This is a genomic window from Pseudomonas sp. UTLPPB19802 (assembly GCF_059730225.1).
The window spans coordinates 7,082,864-7,102,214 of record NZ_AP048545.1 but is presented as its reverse complement, the minus strand read 5'-3'; the positions used below and the strand labels follow the sequence as shown (position 1 = coordinate 7,102,214).

Below are 19,351 nucleotides of genomic sequence, written 5' to 3'. Positions count from 1 at the left end.
AACGTCTTGCATGCTACTCCCTTGCGGGCGACCTGCCAGCCCCGCCGCGACAAAAGCGCAAGTTTCTGCAAGCGGTGTGTTTCGCCGGGGTTGCACACTGGATGCGAACTTCTGGAGCTCGCCGCATGAACCTCTTTCTCTACCTGCTCACCGTCCTGATCTGGGGCACCACCTGGATCGCCCTGAAACTGCAACTGGGCGTGGTGGCGATTCCGGTGTCGATCGTCTACCGTTTCGGCCTGGCGGCGCTGGTACTGTTCGTCATGCTGCTGCTCAGCCGGCGCCTGCAGCCGATGGACCGGCGTGGCCACCTGATTTGCCTGGCCCAGGGGCTGTGCCTGTTCTGCCTGAACTTCATGTGTTTCCTCACTGCCAGCCAGTGGGTGCCCAGCGGCCTGGTGGCGGTGGTGTTTTCCACCGCGACCTTGTGGAACGCGCTGAACGCCCGGTTGTTCTTCAGGCAGCGGATCGCCCGCAATGTGCTGATGGGCGGCGCCCTGGGACTTGTCGGGCTGGGGCTGCTGTTCTGGCCCGAGTTGTCGGGGCACACCGCCGGCCCGCAGACCGCGCTTGGCCTCGGCCTGGCCTTGCTCGGCACCCTGTGTTTCTCGGCCGGCAACCTGCTTTCCAGCCTGCAGCAGAAGGCCGGTCTCAAGCCGCTGACCACCAACGCCTGGGGCATGCTGTACGGCGCGGCGATGCTGGGGAGCTACTGCCTGTTCCGCGGCATACCGTTCGACATGGAATGGAACACCCGCTATGTCGGTTCGTTGCTGTACCTGGTGATTCCGGGGTCGGTGATCGGCTTTACCGCCTACCTGACGCTGGTCGGGCGCATGGGGCCGGAACGCGCCGCCTATTGCACGGTGCTGTTCCCGCTGGTGGCGCTGAACGTCTCGGCCTATGCCGAAGGCTATCAGTGGAGCGCACCGGCGCTGCTCGGGCTGGTGGCGGTGATGGCCGGCAACGTGCTGGTGTTCCGCAAGCCGGCCACGCCACCACGGCCGGCGTCGGCCAGGATGGCCTGAGCCAGGCCGCGATATCCGGTTAACGCCCAGGGTTCGTCCCTGCCTCCTAGGCTGGCGCTTTCCACGCTTGCCAGGGAGGCAGCATGAGCTCGCCAGAATCACCATCACCAACCGTGGTGTCGCCACCCGCTGAGGTGGCTACGGACACCGACCCGCAACTCGCTGCATTCGTCGCGCGCCAACACACCGAACTGCATTCGCGCGACAGTTGGGCCCAGCAGCAGGTCCTCGACCATCTCACCACGTCGTTCCAGGCGTCGATGATCCCGCTTGACGAGATGGAACAGCGGACCTGGCTCGGCCTGTTCAATTCATTGAGCAGCACTCGCGGTGCTCTGGAGACTGAGAGCCAGCAGGTGGTCGAGGCTTTCCAGCAGGCTGGCCTGCTCAAGTTGCGCCGACGAATCAGTCTGCTGGCCAACCTCGACCTGGATCCCGGCACCACCTACCTGCATACCGCCTATGCCATCGGCTCGCGGGCCGGACGTTCTCTGGACACCAGCAGCGGGATTGCCGTGGATGTGGTGACACTGTCGCTGTGGGAGGCCGCCTGCCTGAACTTCGCCTTCTTCGACTTCCCCGAGGTGAAGCGGCGCTGGATCAGTCGTTCCCGCGGGGTGGGCGATATCGACGAGGCGGGGCTGGTGGATGTCGACGACTTTGTCGGTATCGTCCGTGAGTTGAACCTGGGGGCCGACCTGCGCCGGCGGGTCGAGCAGGCGCTGGCGCCCGAGGCGACGCTGACCCGGCGGATCAGCGCGCACGTGGGCGATCTGTTTTGTTTCAACCTCTATGACGCACCGCGCAATGCCAATAACAGTGGCATGACTCGGGCGCTGTTCGAATCGCTGCGTGACGCACGGGTGCGCGGAACGCCCTGGCTGAAAGTCGAGCACATATCGCTCAAGCTGCCTGACTCGTTGCTGGGCAACATTGCCCGTGTCGAGTTCGCTATTGAGGATGCTGCCCAGCAACTGTTCTCCTGGAAACCTTCGGAGCGCGGTCGCATTCATCTGCCGGCGCTGCTCATACGGGTCTCCGGTGTCGCTGGCGTCTACAGCTATTGCGCCGAGCGGCCTGGAGGGGTGTTGCGCCATCACGTTTCGCAAGCGGCCTTCGAGCATGAGTTCAAGGCCCTGCTCAAGGTCGACAACTCGCGCAAGGCACTGGGCTGGCTGATCGCTTCGCTGTCTTTCGAGCAGCAGGGGCGGCTGTGGCACCTGCTTGATCCGGAACACAAGCCGGAAGGCCTGAGCTGGGCGGCGGGAAAACTCTACGATGCCTTTCACTGGGTGTTTCCGGTCCAGACCCTGGATGACCTGGAGTTTGCCTACCAATTTACCGGGCAGGACCCGCAGGCCTCGCTGAGCGCCTTCTATTGCTGGCGTTTTCGCGTCAATGCCGAGGCGATCGCGGTCCCCAAGGGGCAGCAGGACTGGCAGGCGGTGAAGGAGGGGATCGTCACTTTCATGCACCAGTTACTGGACTTGCTGTTGACCCCGGTGCCAGGTGGCCTGGGCAGTCTTGGCCGGGTGGTCATGGCGGCGCTTGGCGTGAACCTGGCGCTGGAGCTGTACGATGGGGTCGAACAAGCCGGTCGAGGCAATCCAGAGGGGCTGCTCCAGGCCATGCTGGAGGTCGGCAACATGCTGCTGATGGGCGGTTTGCATGGGTACGCCGGGCGTCTGGCGTCCCGGCGCATCGGCAACGAGTTCGAGCGTCTGGCCAAGTACCGCCTGGTTCAATCGGCGGCGGCCGGCGCCCAGCTGTGGAAGCCGAGCCTGTTGCCCTACGCACGCAAACGCCTGGAACTGGACACGGTGTTCGATGATCGCGGGCTGGGGGCCCAAAACGGCAAGCTGTACGGTCTGGCCAGGGAGCAGGGACAGGAGCTGACGCTCGAACTCGAGTTCGACAAGGGCCTGGAACAGTATCGTGCGGTTCATCCCGACCCCGTGCAGTTCCAGCCGCCGATGGCCTACGATCCGGGGGCGCGGATCTGGACGCTGTCGCTGGACGACAGCCACACACTCTCGGACGTTCGTTTACTGGAGCGCATGATTGCACTTCGCGGGGGCAAGCCGGAGCAATTGCGACAGGTCCTGGAGATCAGTGGCATCACTCGCACACAGCTGGATGAAGTCTGGGCGGGTGGGCTGCCGCCGCCGTCGCTGGTCGAGGCGCTGGAGCGCTTCGGGGTCGAACTCGGACTCGCCGAAGTCGCTGCCGCCAACGAGAAGCGCAGCCTGTTATCAGCCGATACCCAGCGTGTGCTGTTCTGCCTGTTGCCCCATCTGTCGCAATGGCCCGAGGACCTCTGCCTGCAGGTGCACGATGCCCGCGGCGAACTGCAAGAGGCCTACGGCCGGCGTCAGCAACTGGGCCTGTTCAAGCGGTCGGTGAGTATCCGGCAACTGGCGCAAGGGGGCTTTATCGAGCAGGCCGAGACGCTCGCGGATACGTCGACCACCCTGGCCCATGAGGCTGGCGTACTGGACCTGATCCTCGGTTTGTTGCCCGGTGATTCGCCGCCTTCGGGGCGCGAGCCCGCAGTCCGTCGCGCCTGGCTCAAGACAGCTCGCCAGCAGCTTGGCGCGCTGGCCCGGGCGCATTCGACAGAGGTGTTCGAGGCGCTCGGGATTCATTCGGGCCGCTTGAAGGTCGAGGCCGCTACCCGCGCCTCGGGCTTGGAGGTGTCGAGTTACCTGCCGGTGTTCGTCAACGGCCTGCCGGCGGCCGTGGTGACACTCCGCTCGCTGTATCCGCATCTGTCGTTGTCCCGATTGGCGCAGTTCCTGCGGGACAATCCGCTGTCGTCGAGTCAGGCCAGGGAACTGCTGGACTACCGTCGGGTGCCCTACCGCCTGCGTTATGCCCTGGACCGCGAGCAGCAGTTCAGCGCCCTGGGATACGTACTGGATGGTCTCTATCAGGTCCGCTCGTTCCATGAGCCGACCGATGCCTGGTTGCAATGCATCGCCAGTGATTTTCTGCACGACCGCTTGGGCAAGTCTCTGACTTGGGTCGAAGGTGAGGGCGCCGCGTTGCCCATGTCGGGGCAGTTGTTGTTGCGCCGATATGGCCAAGGCGTCTACAGCACCCTGCAGGTTCGCCGACAGCCTAATGTCGACCTGGCCGTGCCGGCCCAGAGTTTCTACCTGGCGCTGGCAGCGTCCCTGTCGGATCAGGAGCAGGGCGTGCTGGGCATGGCTTCCGCGACTGACCTGCAGCCGCTGCGCAACGGTATTGCCGCCTATCTGCTGGCATTGCGTCAGGCCGATGGCAGCCTGCGTCTGGAGATGGAGCGGTACGAGCGGCTGGGCCTGCCTGAAAGCCTTCCGGTGCCGGACGCGCGCGGTCTCTACTCCGTGGCTGGACGTTGGCTGATACGTCTGGAGCAGCGCTTTCATGAGGTCGAATGGGATGGTCGATTCGATGAGTGGCGAGTTCGTCATCCGACGGTCATGGGCGCCTATGGGCCGTTGCTGGAGCACAATGGCCGCACTGGCTGGTGGCATGAGTTCGAGCAGCCGTGGAACTGGGAGGCTGTCCGGGCGCTGCGACGCCTGGCCGCAAGTGGGCAGGGATTATCCGATGGGGTGGCCCGCCAGGTCCTGGCGGTCAGTGGCGTGGATGAGCGTGTACCCGCTCGGCTGTTGTTCGAAAACCAGCCCCTGGCACCGCTGCTGAGTGAGGTGCTTCGACACTTCGGTCAGCCCCGGATGCCGATCTCCGCTGAGCCGTCCGCCGAGCTGCTGCCCATGGTGACGTTCGTCCAGCAGCAGTTTCCGTTACTGAGCAGCGAGCTGACGCTGGACCTGCTCGAACGTGCGGACTCGTCTGAACTGACTCTGATACGCGATTTCAAGCGGCTGTCCCTGACGTTGTCGCAGGAGGCGCGGTATCTGAGCGAGGAAGTGCAGGTGTGCCGGTTGTATGAAAGCCTCTGCCTGCCCACGTCCAGAAGCGACCTCAACGATACCTTGCTGTTGCAACTGTTGGACCGCTTGCCCGGTTGGGAGGCAAGCCTGCGGATCGAATTGCGCCGTGATACCAGTTCCGGCCCGTTGATTGCCAGTGTCGGACTCGACACGGCCAGCGTTCATCGGGTACTGGTCAAGGCGGATGAGGGCTATGAACCGTTCGTCCTGGAACCGAGTGGCGCGCGCAGCCTGGCAGCCGTTCAGGCGGATCCCTTCATCGCGATGCTGCTGGCCTTGCCGCAACTGCGACAAACCACCCTGGGGATCGGCCATCTTGGTGAAACGGTCGAGCAGGATCTCAAGCGAGTGATGTTTCAAAGCGTGGCGGGTGATCGCAATCGTCTGCGGCGATTGCTCGGACAGCCCGTGGTGATGCCCTGGACCCGTCTGCCGCAGCGCCTGGTGCGCCTGGCCAGTGGGGCGCTGGGTTATCCATTGAGTGGACGGGCCAGGACGCAGGGCGATCCGCCGGGGCTTTTCCGCGACCTGAAAAGGCTTTATCGCGGTTGTACCGACGCACAATTGTTCAGCCTCCTGGCGAGCCTGGGCAGTACCACCCAAGCGCGCACTCTGGCGGTCGCAGGCTTGCAGGAGGAGTATCGTCAGCTCAAGCGTGACCTCGCTGTTTGGGTGGATGCACCGCAACTGCAGGAAAGCGAGATGTTCCATGTCGATGGCCGAATGACCCGGCGCCGGGAAGTCGCCAGGCGGATACGACGTTGCTGGCGCCGCCAGAGTGCCGTGCAGTCACCGGACGCCTTGTCGTATGTGTTGGTCCTGGACACGCTGGAGGTGCAGGACCTGCCTCAACTGCAGGCGGATTTCAGCCATGTCTCCCTGCTGTCAATGAACAGCATGGGGCTGGGCGATGCCCACTACCTGAGTGTGTTCCTGCGCGGTTTCACCGGCCTCACCAGCTTGAAGCTGGAGCGTAACGGCTTGAGGAGCCTGCCCAATGGCATCGCACGGATGCAGACGTTGCAGGTGCTTTCGCTGGAGAACAACCGCTTGCGATTGATCCAGGGCACCGCCAAGGAACTGGAGGGCCTGGAGGGGCTGTTGGAACTCAACCTCAATGGTAATCCCGTAGGGGTATTGCCGGACTTTTCCATGTTGCAACGCTTGCAGGTATTGCGGCTCAGCCATACTGCGATCACCGAATGGCCGGTCGGGGTGCTCGGGCTCCGGGACCTGGTCCGGCTGGAATTGCGGGCCAATACGATCAGCGATCTGCCGGTGCAATTGTTCACGGGGCACGACCGGCTTTGTCACGGGACCGATCTGTCGGGTAACCCGCTGTCGTCGCAGGCCTTGGGTTCGATCCTCGACTACCGCCGTGGACATGAGCATTTTCAGATGGACTTCGGCCTGCAGAGCCTGCCGCTGTCGCCTGTGCTCGGGCTTGAGCGCTGGGCGCAGGGCAAGGAACAGACCCCGCAGAGGGTCGCCCTCTGGCAGCAGGTCAGGGACCAGCCGAATGCGGATGTGTTCTTCCTGCTATTCGAACGCATGAGTTCCCCGCCGACCTTTTTCAATATCCACTATCGGAGGGCCCGTACGGACTTGACTGCGCGAGTCTGGCACCTGCTCGAGGCCGCGGCGCAACATCCCGGCCTGTGTGAGAGGCTGTTCCGTCTGGAGGGGCAACTGCGCTATATCGGCTTGACCAGCTACCAGATTTTCAATCGGCTGGAGTTGCTCGTGGGCTGTCATGAAGCTTTGAAACTGGCGGATCAGGCTGCTGCGGAGTCACGGCTGTTGAGCCTCTTGAGGGGGCAGTTTCGCCTGGAGGCGATGCGCCTGGCGTCTGGCATCCTGCACCCGAAGCAGCCGAGCTTCTGGTACCGGGCCTACTATGACGCCCTGGCACGTGAGCTGGGCTTGCCGGATCATTTCAATGGCTTGTTCGCGATCAGCCCGGCCAGTATCGACCGGCAACAGATCGACGACATGAAGGCGCAGGTCCTGAAGCAGGAGCTTGTCGCACAACCCCCGCAATCGCCTGCCGTCGATCCGTCCCGGGCATTACTGGCGATGGTGATCGAACCCTTGCCCGAGGAAACCCCGCTGGAACCGCCCGAGGTATTACCTGAGCAGTTACCGCAGGACCCCATCGCGGTAGCTCTCGACGACGATGGTTCGCCGCTGATCAGGTTCCTGCTGGCCAATGAGTTCTGGAGCAATTTTCTGATCCGTGCCCATGAAGCCGATTTTCAACGGGTGTTCGGAAAGTTGCTGGCATTCGACAGCCATCCCGGTGACAGCGAGTACCGCCTGCTCTGGCGTACTCGCGTGAGCCAGCTCCAGTACAACGCCAGGCGAACGGCCTGGCTCCGCTACTGGACCATCCGGGCGTTGCTCAAGGAGGGCAACCCGCCCCTGGGCAGTGCCTGAGGACGAGTAGCCGGGTCGTTCAGCGCCGGCGTGAGGGGTTTCAGCCCTTCCAGACCTGCGGGTTGACCAGGTTCTGCGGGCGCTCGCCGAGCAGGGCACTGCGCAGGTTGGCCAGCGCCAGGTTGGCCATGGCCTCGCGGGTTTCATGGGTGGCCGAGCCGATGTGCGGCAGGGTCACGGCGTTTTTCAACTGGAACAGTGGCGATTCGGCCAGTGGCTCCTTCTCGTAGACGTCCAGCCCGGCACCGCGAATGGTGCCGGCCTGCAATGCCTGGATCAGTGCCGGTTCGTCGACCACCGGGCCGCGGGAGATATTCACCAGGATCGCTCCGGGCTTCATCAGGCCCAGCTCGCGGGCGCCGATCAGGTGGCGGGTCTTGTCGCTCAACGGCACCACCAGCACCACGAAGTCGGCTTCGGCCAGCAGGGCGTCGAGGCTGCGGTACTGGGCCCCGAGTTGTTGCTCGAGTTCCAGCTTGCGGCTGTTGCCACTGTAGAGGATCGGCATGTTGAAGCCGAAGCGGCCCCGACGGGCAACGGCCGCGCCGATATTGCCCATGCCGACGATGCCCAGGGTCTTGCCGTGGACATCGGTGCCGAACAGGTCCGGGCCGACGCTGGCTTTCCACTGGCCGGCCTTGGTCCAGGCATCCAGTTCGGCAACCCGGCGGGCGGCGCTCATCAGCAGGGCGAAGCCGGTGTCGGCAGTGCTTTCGGTGAGCACGTCGGGGGTGTTGGTGAGCATGATCCCGCGTTCGCTGAGGTAGGCCACGTCATAGTTGTCGTAGCCGACCGAAACGCTGGAAACCACTTCGAGCTTGCCGGCGTTCGCCAGCTGAGCGGCGCCCAGCTTGCGCCCGACGCCGATCAGGCCGTGGGCATGGGGCAGGGCTTCGTCGAACTGGGTATTGATGTCGCCGAGCTTGGGGTCCGGGACTATCACTTCGAAATCCTGGCGCAGTTGATCGGCCATGGCAGGGGTGACGCGGCTGAAGGCAAGTACGGTTTTTTTCATCGCGAAGCTCATCGAACGGCGGGATATAGCAAGCACGCTATCATTTTTCGCCGGGCGTTGCTGCTAGTGATTCCACTAAAACATCTGAATGAGCGCCGACCTAGTGCGCCGCCTGTGGCACAGAGGCAACTCAGGTGGCCAGGCGTACGTTGTTCAGTTCATAGGCGGCCAGTTCGGCCTGGTGGGCAGCGAGAATTTCCGGCAGCGAGCCACGCAGGTACTCGACCCAGGTCTTGATCTTGGCATCCAGGTACTGGCGTGACGGATAGATCGCGTACAGGTTCAGTTCCTGGGAGCGATAGTTGGGCATCATGCGCACCAGGCTGCCGTTGCGCAGGCCTTCGATGGCGGCGTACACCGGCAGTACGCCAACGCCCATGCCGCTGGTGATCGCGGTCTTCATGGCGTCGGCCGAATTGACCAGGAACGGCGAGCTGGACAGGGTCACCGCTTCCTGGCCGTCGGGGCCGTTGAAAATCCAGTTGTCCAGGGCCGTCACCGGGCTGACCAGGCGCAGGCAGGCGTGGTTGAGTAGCTCGCTGGGCTTGCGCGCGCAGCCGTTGGCCTTCACGTACTCGGGCGAGGCGCAGACGATGCTGTAGGTAATGCCGAGGCGTTGCGAGACGAAGCCCGAATCGGGGAGTTCCTTGGCCAGCACGATGGACACGTCGTAACCCTCGTCGAGCAGGTCCGGCACGCGGTTGGCCAGGGTCAGGTCGAAGGTCACGTCCGGGTGGGTCTTGCGGTAGCGGGCAATCGCGTCGATCACGAAATGCTGGCCGACCCCGGTCATGGTGTGCACTTTCAACAACCCGGCCGGCCGCGCATGGGCGTCGCTGGCCTCGGCCTCGGCTTCCTCGACGTAGGCCAGGATCTGTTCGCAGCGCAGCAGGTAGCGCTTGCCGGCCTCGGTCAGGGCGATACGCCGGGTGGTGCGGTTGAGCAGGCGGGTTTGCAGGTGGGCTTCCAGGTTGGAGACCGCGCGCGAGACGTTGGCTGTCGTGGTATCCAGTTGCACGGCGGCGGCGGTGAAACTCCTGGCTTCGGCCACGCAACTGAAGGCGCGCATGTTTTGCAAGGTGTCCATGGGGCTCTCTCTGGGGCGATAGCAAATTGTGACACGAAGTAACGGGGCATGGTGCAGCTTGTCGCCGCCGGATCGCGTCGTTTTTGCGCCATCGGCCTCATTCGACCCTCCAGGCGCTCTTGACCATGGCCTCATAGTAGTCGGTGATGTAGGCCAGCAGCATGTCCCGGAAGGCCTCCCGTGCCTGGCGCAAGGTTTGCGCGGTCGGCTCATCACGAGCTGCCCTGGCCGCCTGCTGCAGCGTCTCCATGGCTTGCCGCCCAGCCGGGCCCAGGTGTTCGCCGATCTGCGTCAGTTCCTTGTCGAGCAGCGGATGTTCACGACGATTGGCGATGTTGCCGAGCAAGTTGTCGAAGGCCTGGGCGTGCCTGCCGACGTAGTCGTCCCAGGCCTCCAGGTCGGCCGCCGTGCCCTTGTCCAGCTTGCCCAGGGCGATCGGCAGGATCAGGTCCAGCGACTGGCTGCCCAGTTGTTCCGCGGCCAGGCTGTGCACATGGCTGCCAACGCCGACTTCGAGCGCGAGCGGGGAGGCTGCGGTCACGGCCTGGTTGAAGTCATCGCTTTGCGTGAGGAACTGCTGGCTCAACAACAACACGGGTTTGCCGTCCTTGATCTTCAACGCGAATTTCGCCGAGCAGCCATGGGACTGGTAAAGCACGGTGCCGGCGATCAGCGCGATGACCGGTGCCGGGTCGAAACCACTGGCGCCGGCCTGGGACAAACCGCTGGAGATCAGGTTCTGCAGGGTTTCCAGTGTGTTGAACTGGCCCTGGAGGGTGATGTCCAGGTAGGTGCCGCTCAGGTGTGGATCATCTTCGACGACCGACGACAGACTGATTTTCGCGCTGGTTTGCGCGCTGGCGCCCACCGCGAGCTTGAGTTTCGATTCGACGGTGATGCTCCGTGTCTCGGTGTCGGCCTTTGCCGTGTACAGCTTCAGGCTGTCGGGGCGCAGCAACAGGGCGTGTTCCTTGAACAGCTGGCGGATACTGTCGTCTGGCGCCGAGCCGTCGGTGATTGCGCCCTGAAGCTTGAGGTGTATGTAGTCATTGGCCAACTGCCGGGAGCGGTGGTCGATCTCCTCGTCGAGCTGGCGTAGACGCTGCGGGCTTTCGTTACGCAGGACGGCGCTGGTCAACTGCTGGCTGCTGTCGGCGATATGCGCGTGCAGGTCACTGAGCAACCGTGGCAGCGAGGTGTCGTAGTCGCGTGGGCTGCCCAGGGACTGCCGGGCGAAATCCGCTGACCAGTCGTGCAGTTCAATGATGTCCATATTCTTGTTTTTCGTGGTGCGCAGCAGGTCCGCCTTGGCCTCTGCGCCGGCGGTGACGATTCCCAGGCCATCGAACTGCGCCTGGGCGGCCAGCGCGACCCGCTGGCCGCGTTCGATCTGGAAGGGCCGGGCCTGTGGCGTGTGACGCTCGAAGCTCGGCGGCACCAGGCCGTGTTCGCGCAGTTTCGCTTCCAGATAGGGGCGGCTCTGGGCGGCGAGCCGGATGTTCCTCTTGTAGTTGTGGCAACTGGCGAACAGGGTCCGGCCCTGGGTGAGCAGGTCGCGCTTGGAACCATTCCACCAGGTCCATTTCGACAGGCTCCGGGCATTGGCGTAGCTGTCGATGTTGCCGTATTTGCGGGTGGTGGACTGTTCCACCTGTGCACTGATCCGCGACGAGGCGATATCGGCCAGCGACAACTGCGCCCTCACCCCGGCACTGAAGCTGGTGGTGTCCTTGATGATGCGACCCTGGGTGGTTTCCAGTTTCGTCGACAGTTCCAGGTTCGGCACGATACTGCCCACTCCCAATCCTGCGGCACCGATACCCAGCTTGGCGCGGTTGCCCAGCGAGCCACCTTCGGCAACCTCGGCCCGGCTCTTGGCCAGGGCCTGGTCGAGCACGGTCTTGGTGCGTTGATCGCGGCTGGCACGAAACTGCCATTTGAGCATCCGGCACAAGTCCCGCAATTGCCGATATTCAGCCTGTTGCGGGGTATCGCTGGAATGAGCGTGTTCGTCGAAGGTGTGCTGGGCGGTCTTGAAGTACTCGTAGCAGGACTGCGCCTCTTTTTTGTCGAGACTGCCCGGCTCCTTGGCCGTGATGCTCGACAACAGCAGTTGCCGGTGAAGTTTTTGCAGGGACGCGGGCGTGGGTAGGGGACCGTCCGCCAGTTTATCCAGCACGAATCCGGAAAGGTCGCCGACGGTGGCGCGCTCGCCATCCTCAATGGCCGGGGCCGAGGGTTGCAGGTGCTCGACCAGTTCCAGCCTGGTGGGGCGCAGGGCAACGGCCTCGTTGTGATACGAGTCACTGCGCTTGTAGCTGCACAGCACCGGAGCGGCGGATCGCTCGGGATAAAGAGCGTGATTGCCGAGCGGCTTCAGGGAGAGGTCCATGACGGTTACTCCTGGGCCTCAGGCGCGGTCGTACAGTGCTGCAGGAACACTGCACAGGTGGCGAGGATGCTGGACCTGTCGCCGCTACAGGGCTCGACGAACAGGGCCCTGGCGGCCTGGTCGCGGAACCAGGTATCGAACAGCAGCATCACCGGTTCCCCTGGGCCGCGGGCGATGAAGTCCGTCGGGCCGGCAACGGCCTCCGCGTCGGGGCGGGCCAGCATCAGCAGTAACCCAGGCCGGTTGTACTCCAGCCAAAGCTGGTGCCGGTTCAGCTCGGTGCTCAGTTGGAAGTAATCGGCCGGGCGCTCCGGGAGTTGATTGTGCAGAAGGTGGATCAGGTCATCACGGATGGCTTCGGACATGGCCGAGGTCCTGTTTCAGTAGACGGTCTGCTTGGCAGCGCTGGAAAGATTGAAAAAGACGGTCAGGTCCTCCAGGACCCGTGGCTGGGAAAGGCTGGCGCTGATCAGGCCCTTGACCACCGGCGTGGTGTCCTGGCAATCGATACTCATGTAGCTGCGGCACAGGCCCAGGTTCAGCCTCTGCCAGTGGCGGGCAGCGACATGCTCAAGGCCCAGCAGGGTGCGGCTGATCCTGTAGCCATCGGCGTATTCGAGGGTGCACGGGTCACCGTCGAGGGTGCACAGGTGCAAGCGGTTGTCCTGCCGCCGAACCGCGATCCGCAGATCGCCGGCCAGGCATTGGTGCAGTGCGCTCAAGGGCTCGATAGCCGCTGGAATGGGCCGGTTGGCAGAAAGACTACGGCGCCTGTGCAGTTCGAGAGACAGGTTCATGGGACGCCTCTGACTTGTGATTTTTATTGTCAGTCTGGTGACAAGGTCGGTGTGGATTCAGACTGGCATGGCGCTTGGGCTGCCAATATCACAATGCGCTCATTGACCCGGTCGTTCAGGTAGGTGGTCTCGTCACAGCAGGCGCCGGATTATCACGGGAACGGTAACAAATATTCGCAGGAATCCACGCTTATCGCCGTGCCGGGCGCCCCCTAGAATTGCCGCTCCAAAGCCTCTCCATCCATGTCGGGAATTTGCAGCAGTGCCGCGTCGCATCAGCAGAGAGTTGAAGACTCTCAGTGTTTGGGCTTTATCCTTGGCAATCAGCGGCTGCATCGGAACCGGAGGTATTGCCCCACAAGGCAAGCGCCTCGCCGCCAACACCCTTTCCACCGACGAAGCGATCCAGGGCGCCGCCCGCGACGCCCACTGGCCGACGGCCCGTTGGTGGCAGGCCTATGGTGACCCGCAACTCGACCAGTGGCTCGACCAGGCCCTGCAAGGCAGCCCGAGCCTGGTCATGGCCGCTGCCCGCGTGCGCCAGGCCCGGGCCCTGGCCGGCCTGGCCGAATCGGCCGAGTCGGTGCAGGTCAACGGCCAATCGACCCTCAAGCGCCACAAGTGGGCCACCGACCCGTTCTATGGGCCCGGCGATCTGGCAGGCTCCAATACCTGGGACAACAATGCGGCGCTGGGCCTGAGCTATTCCCTCGACCTCTGGGGCCGCGAAAGCAATGCCAGCGAGCGCGCCGTGGACCTGGCGCACATGAGCGTCGCCGAAGAGCGCCAGGCCCGCCTGGAGTTGCAGGACAACATCGTCCGCGCCTACATCCAGCTGTCGCTGCACTATGCCCAGCGCGATATCGTCGAGGCGACCCTGGCCCAGCAGACCCAGATTCTCGACCTGGCGCAGCGCCGTCTGGCCGGTGGCGTCGGCACCCAGTTCGAGGTCAGCCAGGCCCAGGCGCCGTTGCCGGAAACCCATCGGCAACTCGATGCACTGGACGAGGAAATCGCCCTCAGCCGCAACCAGTTGGCCGCCCTGGCCGGTTTCGGTCCGGGTGAAGGCACGCGCCTCAAGCGCCCGACGCTATCTCTGCATACCGCGCTGAAACTGCCCTCGGCGTTGCCGGTCGACCTGCTCGGTCAACGTCCGGACGTGGTTGCCAGCCGCTGGCAGGTCGCGGCCCAGGCCCGTGGCATCGATGTGGCTCATGCCGGTTTCTACCCCAACGTCGACCTGGTCGGCAGCCTAGGCTACATGGCCACCGGCGGCGGCATGCTGGAGTTTCTCGCCGGCAGGAAATTCAACTACACCGTCGGCCCGGCGATCTCCCTGCCGATCTTCGACGGCGGCCGCCTACGCGCTGAACTGGGCGAAGCCACGGCCGGCTACGACATCGCCGTGGCCCACTACAACCAGACGCTGGTCAATGCCCTCAAGGGCATTTCCGACCGGCTGATCCGCCGCGAGTCGATGGACAAGCAGCAGGCCTTTGCCGCCGAGTCGGTGGCGGCGGCGCAGAAAACCTACGACCTGGCGATGATCGCCTACCAGCGCGGCCTCACCGATTACCTCAACGTGCTCAATGCGCAGACCCTGCTGTTCCACCAGCAGCAGGTCGAGCAGCAGGTCCAGGCCGCGCGCCTGAGTGCCCATGCCGAACTGGTCACCGCCCTCGGCGGCGGCCTCGGCGCGGGCAACGATGTGCCGGCGCCGGAGCGTAGCGTGCCGTCCCAACCACCCGCCGTAATGGCCGCCTTCGATCACTGAGATCCGTCCCCATGACTCCCTTGCCCGCCCCGGTGCGCTGGCTGTATTCCCTCGAATGGCGTCGCGGCTTCTTTGACTGGGCGCGCAGTGATGGCGTGACCTGGGTCTACATCTTCAAGGTCCTGGCCGCCGCCTTCCTGACCCTCTGGCTGGCCATGCGCCTGGAATTGCCACAGCCGCGCACGGCGATGATCACCGTGTTCATCGTCATGCAGCCGCAGAGCGGCCATGTGTTCGCCAAGAGTTTCTATCGTCTGCTCGGTACCCTGGCCGGCTCGGCGATGATGGTGTTGCTGATCGCCCTGTTCGCGCAGAACACCGAGTTGTTCCTCGGTGCCCTGGCGATCTGGGTTGGCGTGTGCTCGGCGGGCGCGGCGCGCAACCGCAACTTCCGCGCCTACGGTTTTGTCCTTGCCGGCTACACCGCGGCGATGGTCGGCCTGCCGGCCCTGGCGCACCCGGAAGGGGCGTTCATGGCGGCGGTGTGGCGGGTGCTGGAAATCTCCCTGGGGCTGGTCTGCTCGACCTTCGTCAGCGCCGCGATTCTTCCGCAGAGCGCCAGTGCGGCGATGCGCAACGCGCTCTACCAGCGCTTCGGTGCCTTTGCCGGGTTCGTCAGCAGTGGCTTGCGCGGCCCGCACGCCAGTGCGGCGTTCGAGACCGCGAACATCGGTTTCATCGCCCAGGCCGTGGGCATCGAAGGTTTGCGCAGCGTGACCGTGTTCGAAGACCCGCACATGCGTCGGCGCAACGGCCGTTTGAACCGCTTGAACAGCGAGTTCATGACCCTGACCACCCGCTTCAATGCCCTGCATCAGTTGCTCGAGCGCTTGCACGGTGACCAGGCGTCGACCGTCTTCGCCACCATCGAACCGGGTTTCCAGGGCCTCGCCGAACTGCTTGATGGCTTTGCCGGGCGTGGCCTGACTGACGCCGATGCCGCGCGCCTGGCGCAGCAACTGGCCGACTACAAGGCGAGCTTGCCGGAGCAGGTCCGTAGCTTGCGCACGGCGTTCCTCGAGCGCGAGCCGGACGAGGCCGAACTGCTGGATTTCCACACCGCTTTCGAACTGCTCTACCGTTTCGTCGAGGAGTTGCACAGCTATGCGCTGACCCACGCCTCCCTGGCTGACCATCGCCACGAGCGCGAGCAATGGGACGAGCCCTACGTGCCCAAGACCAATTGGCTGGCGGCCTCGGCATCGGGTATCCGCGCGGCGTTCATCCTGCTGGTGCTGGGCAGCTACTGGGTCGTCACCGCCTGGCCGAGCGGGGCGACCATGACCCTGATCGCCGCCGCCACGGTCGGCTTGTCGGCGGCCACGCCGAACCCCAAGCGCATGTCGTTCCAGATGGCCTGCGGGACCTTTCTCGGCGCGCTGATCGGCTTCGGCGAGATGTTCTTCGTGTTCCCCTGGATCGATGGCTTCCCACTGCTGTGCATGGTGCTTGCCCCGGTGTTCGTGTTCGGTGCGTTTCTCGCCTCGCGCCCGGCCTACATGGGGGTCGGCGTCGGCCTGCTGATTTTCTTCAGTACCGGTTCGGTACCGGACAACCTGACGGTCTACAACCCCTACACCTTCATCAACGACTACATCGGCATGGTCATGGGCATGCTGGTGTGCGCGGCGGCGGGGGCGATCATCCTGCCGCCCAACAGCCGCTGGCTGTGGCGCCGGCTGGAGCAGGACCTGCGCGAGCAGGTGGTGTTCGTCATCAGTGGCAAGCTCAAGGGCCTCGGTTCAGCCTTCGAGAGCGGCACCCGCGACCTGCTGCACCAGGCCTACGGTTTCGCCGCGGGGCAGCCGCAAGTGCAGAGCTCGCTGCTGCGCTGGATGTTCGTGGTACTGGAAGTCGGCCACGCGATTATCGAGCTGCGCAAGGAGCAGGCGATCCTGCCGGTGCACCCGGCCTATGCCGAGTCCCAGCCGTGGCGCCAGTCGATCCGGGTGATGGGGCGCTCGCTGATGCGCCTGTTCATCCAGCCTAGCACGAGCAATCTGGAGCGCGCGCTGGTGGCGGTGGACCACGCCATCAGCCGGGTCCAGGCCACCGACGAACCCTTTGCCCGTCACTTCGACACCTCGGTGCTGCGCCGGGTGCAGAGCTACCTGCACTTCATCCGCACCTCGCTGCTGGACCCGCGTTCACCGCTGGCGGCCCTGGGCCGTCCACAAGGAAACTCCCATGCTTCGTGAAATCGCTTTCCACGGCCTCTACCTGCCGACCGTGACCCTGGTGTTCCTGGTGGCGGCCGGGGTCGGTTGGGCGCTCGACCGCTTCATCGCCAGCCATGACCTGTACCGCTTCTTCTGGCATCCGGCGCTGCTGCGCCTGAGCCTGTTCAGTTGCATCTTCGGCGCCCTGGCGCTCACTGTTTACCGTTGAGAACGACCTGATGAAAAAGCTTTTCAGCCTGCTCGCCACCTTGCTGGTCCTGGCCCTCGCGATCTGGATCGGCCGGTTGCTGTGGGTGCAGTACATGGAAACCCCGTGGACTCGTGATGGTCGGGTGCGTGCCGACATCATCAACGTCGCCGCGGACGTCACCGGCGAGGTGGTGGACGTGCCGGTGCGTGACAACCAGATCGTAAAGAAGGGCGACCTGCTGATGCAGATCGATCCCGAGCACTACCGCATCGCGGTCAAGCAGGCGCAGTCGCTGGTGGATTCGCGCAAGGCCACCTGGGAGATGCGCAAGGTCAACGCCCACCGTCGCGCCGATCTGGACAGCATGGTGATCTCCAGGGAAAGCCGTGACGACGCCGGCAACCTCGCCGATGCCGCCCTGGCCGACTACCAGCAGGCCCAGGCGCAGCTGGAAGCGGCGCAACTGAACCTGGCGCGGACCCAGGTGCGGGCGGCGGTGGACGGCTACGTCACCAACCTCAACGTGCACCGCGGCGACTATGCGCGCATGGGCGAGGCGAAGATGGCGGTGGTCGACATGAACTCGTTCTGGGTCTACGGCTTTTTCGAGGAAACCAAGCTGCCCCACGTGAAGGTCGGTGATCCGGCGGATATGCAGTTGATGAGTGGGCAGGTACTCAAGGGGCATGTGGAGAGCATCTCGCGGGGCATCTACGACCGTGACAACCCTGAAAGCCGCGAGCTGATCGCCGACGTCAACCCGACGTTCAACTGGGTGCGCCTGGCCCAACGGGTGCCGGTACGGATTCACATCGACGACGTGCCGGAGGGCGTGCTGCTGGCGGCGGGGATCACCTGTACGGTGGTGGTCAAACCGACGGTGGAGTGAAGGTCTCGTGGAGGTGTCGCCACAGCACCCGGCCATCCGCCGCTTTTTCAAACACCGCGGTCGAGAGCCGGTCGGTCTTTGTCCCAGAATCATCAACCTGCCACTCGCGATAATGCAGGGTGGCACCTGCTTCGTGCAGGGCAATCACCTGCAACTCGCCCAGGGTGATGCGACAGCCCGGTCGGCGCCCAGCCACACTGGCGAATAGCTCGGCCAATCCCGACTTGTCCAGTTGCCGACCCGCTGGCGTGATCATCGAGAACGCTGGCGAGAACCGCGCCAGCAGCGGCTCCAGCACTTCATCCGTAACCTTGCCAGCAAACCACTGTTCGATGATCTCGTGGGTTTCGATCACTTCATCAAGGTAGGGCGTCTTGTCGTTCATGCGGGTTTTCCTTGTGCAGGAGTCAGTAGGGCCAGCACGGCTGGCGTATCGAGGCGCAGGGCGGCGAACAGCGGGACCAGGGTCAGCAGGGCGGCGGCCATGAAGCATTCGTGAAAACCGATTGGCGTGCTGCCCAGCAGTTCCAGCAGCCCCATCAGCAGCGCAGCACCAAGGCAGAAGCTCAACTGGCGGTTGATGTTCCACACCGAGCTGGCGTGGCCCATGCGTGGCAGGTCGACATCGACGAAGGCGCAGTTGTGCGCCGTGCTGCTGCACAGGCTGCCGCCCAGGCCCATCAGGCTGTAGGCGAGAACCGGCAAGGCGCCTTCGGGGTGGCTGATCTGGGTCAGCAGCAGGATGCCGGCCGCCTGGGCGAACATGCCTGCCAGCAGCAACGGTTTGGGCCCGACACGATTGAAGTTGCGCTTGCCGGCCAGGATCGCCACGCCCGAGGCCAACGCCCAGGGCAGCATCAAGGTACCGGTCCAGGCGGCGCTGGCGCCCAGGTCGCGCAGGTAGAGAATGGCCACCAACTGGGTGCCGATGAATACACCGGGGACGAATAGGTAGACCAGCATCGCCAGGCGCAGCAACGGAATGCGTGCGACCTGCAAGGCGGTCCACAGGCCACGGTGATTGAACGCCGGACGCTGGCTTGGCAGTACGTCCGGCTCGAACCACAGCGTGGCCAGCAGCAACGGCAGCAGCGCCAGGGGAATGTTGGCATAGAAAATCCAGCGCCAGGACACATGGTCGACGATCAGCCCGCCCAAGGCCGGCGACAAGGCGGGAATCAGCAGGGCCACCAGCATCATCCGCGAGGTCAGCGTGGCCCGCTCGTGCACCGGGTAGTTGCGGTAGGCCATGGCCTGGCCCACCGGAATCAGCAGGCCGCCGCCGAGGCCCTGCAGCAGTCGCCAGGCGATCAGTGTCTCGATGGAAGCCGCCTGGGCCACGCCCCAGGAGGCGATGGCGAACAGCGCCAGCGATGCGCCGATCAGCCGTCGCTCGCCAATCACCGCTGCCAGCCAGACGCTCAGCGGGATGATCGCCGTAAGCCCGAGCATGTAGGCATTGCCGACCCAGGCCAGTTGGCTGACCGAAGCCTGCAGTTCGTGGCTGATTTCCGGGTAGGCGACATTGGCGACGAACATGTTCACCAGGTCCAGAGAAAATCCCAGCAGGTACACCAGCGCGATTTTCGAGCGGTAGCTCATGGCGGGCTCCATCGATTGAG

13 protein-coding genes are annotated in these 19,351 nt (G+C 64.2%); 6 read left to right on the top strand and 7 right to left on the bottom strand.

What is annotated here, in order from left to right; translation table 11 throughout:
• The first annotated feature begins 125 nt into the window (after window positions 1-125).
• Window positions 126-1,028 (top strand): DMT family transporter, encoded by a 903-nt coding sequence (locus AC6I6U_RS31360; RefSeq protein WP_497879802.1) that lies wholly within the window; start codon window positions 126-128, stop codon window positions 1,026-1,028.
• A gap of 83 nt (window positions 1,029-1,111) precedes the next feature.
• The gene (locus AC6I6U_RS31355) at window positions 1,112-7,405 is read left to right on the top strand and encodes an NEL-type E3 ubiquitin ligase domain-containing protein (RefSeq protein ID WP_497879801.1); all 6,294 of its coding nucleotides are present in this window, start codon (window positions 1,112-1,114) and stop codon (window positions 7,403-7,405) included.
• Between the two features lie 40 nt (window positions 7,406-7,445).
• Here the strand turns inward: AC6I6U_RS31355 and AC6I6U_RS31350 are convergent, their stop codons facing one another.
• The 5 genes from AC6I6U_RS31350 to AC6I6U_RS31330 form a co-directional block, all read right to left on the bottom strand.
• On the bottom strand, window positions 7,446-8,420 hold the full coding sequence (locus AC6I6U_RS31350; protein ID WP_497879800.1) for a 2-hydroxyacid dehydrogenase: 975 nt from the start codon (window positions 8,418-8,420) through the stop codon (window positions 7,446-7,448).
• Window positions 8,421-8,550: 130 nt separating this feature from the next.
• Window positions 8,551-9,507 carry a LysR family transcriptional regulator gene (locus tag AC6I6U_RS31345; protein WP_497879799.1) on the bottom strand — a complete coding sequence of 319 codons (957 nt, stop codon included), beginning with the start codon at window positions 9,505-9,507 and terminating at the stop codon, window positions 8,551-8,553.
• A gap of 97 nt (window positions 9,508-9,604) precedes the next feature.
• Window positions 9,605-11,899: a hypothetical protein gene (locus AC6I6U_RS31340; RefSeq protein ID WP_497879798.1), complete on the bottom strand. Its 2,295-nt coding sequence runs from the start codon at window positions 11,897-11,899 to the stop codon at window positions 9,605-9,607.
• Window positions 11,900-11,904: 5 nt separating this feature from the next.
• Entirely contained in the window at window positions 11,905-12,264 is a 360-nt protein-coding gene (locus AC6I6U_RS31335) for a hypothetical protein (protein WP_497879797.1), read from the bottom strand.
• A 15-nt stretch (window positions 12,265-12,279) separates the two neighbouring features.
• Window positions 12,280-12,696, bottom strand: a complete 417-nt coding sequence (locus AC6I6U_RS31330; protein WP_497879796.1) for a hypothetical protein — start codon at window positions 12,694-12,696, stop codon at window positions 12,280-12,282.
• 262 nt (window positions 12,697-12,958) lie between these two features.
• Here AC6I6U_RS31330 and AC6I6U_RS31325 point away from each other — a divergent pair, with 262 nt between their 5' ends.
• From AC6I6U_RS31325 to AC6I6U_RS31310, 4 genes are read left to right on the top strand one after another with little or no spacing between them, the layout of a single operon-like run.
• A complete protein-coding gene (locus AC6I6U_RS31325) occupies window positions 12,959-14,470 on the top strand; it encodes an efflux transporter outer membrane subunit (RefSeq protein ID WP_497879795.1) in 1,512 nt (503 codons plus the stop codon).
• An 11-nt stretch (window positions 14,471-14,481) separates the two neighbouring features.
• Complete coding sequence (locus AC6I6U_RS31320; protein WP_497879794.1) at window positions 14,482-16,668, top strand: FUSC family protein; 2,187 nt, start codon at window positions 14,482-14,484, stop codon at window positions 16,666-16,668.
• A complete protein-coding gene (locus AC6I6U_RS31315) occupies window positions 16,658-16,858 on the top strand; it encodes a DUF1656 domain-containing protein (protein ID WP_010445139.1) in 201 nt (66 codons plus the stop codon). The genes AC6I6U_RS31320 and AC6I6U_RS31315 overlap by 11 nt, the downstream gene beginning before the upstream one ends.
• 10 nt (window positions 16,859-16,868) lie before the next feature.
• The gene (locus tag AC6I6U_RS31310; protein ID WP_497879793.1) at window positions 16,869-17,729 is read left to right on the top strand and encodes an efflux RND transporter periplasmic adaptor subunit; all 861 of its coding nucleotides are present in this window, start codon (window positions 16,869-16,871) and stop codon (window positions 17,727-17,729) included.
• Here the strand turns inward: AC6I6U_RS31310 and AC6I6U_RS31305 are convergent.
• Both AC6I6U_RS31305 and AC6I6U_RS31300 read right to left on the bottom strand, forming a co-directional pair.
• Window positions 17,710-18,114: a DUF4440 domain-containing protein gene (locus tag AC6I6U_RS31305; RefSeq protein ID WP_497879792.1), complete on the bottom strand. Its 405-nt coding sequence runs from the start codon at window positions 18,112-18,114 to the stop codon at window positions 17,710-17,712. The two genes, AC6I6U_RS31310 and AC6I6U_RS31305, sit on opposite strands and share 20 nt — an antisense overlap.
• Window positions 18,111-19,331 (bottom strand): MFS transporter, encoded by a 1,221-nt coding sequence (locus AC6I6U_RS31300; protein WP_497879791.1) that lies wholly within the window; start codon window positions 19,329-19,331, stop codon window positions 18,111-18,113. The genes AC6I6U_RS31305 and AC6I6U_RS31300 overlap by 4 nt, the downstream gene beginning before the upstream one ends.
• Between the last annotated feature and the right edge of the window lie 20 nt (window positions 19,332-19,351).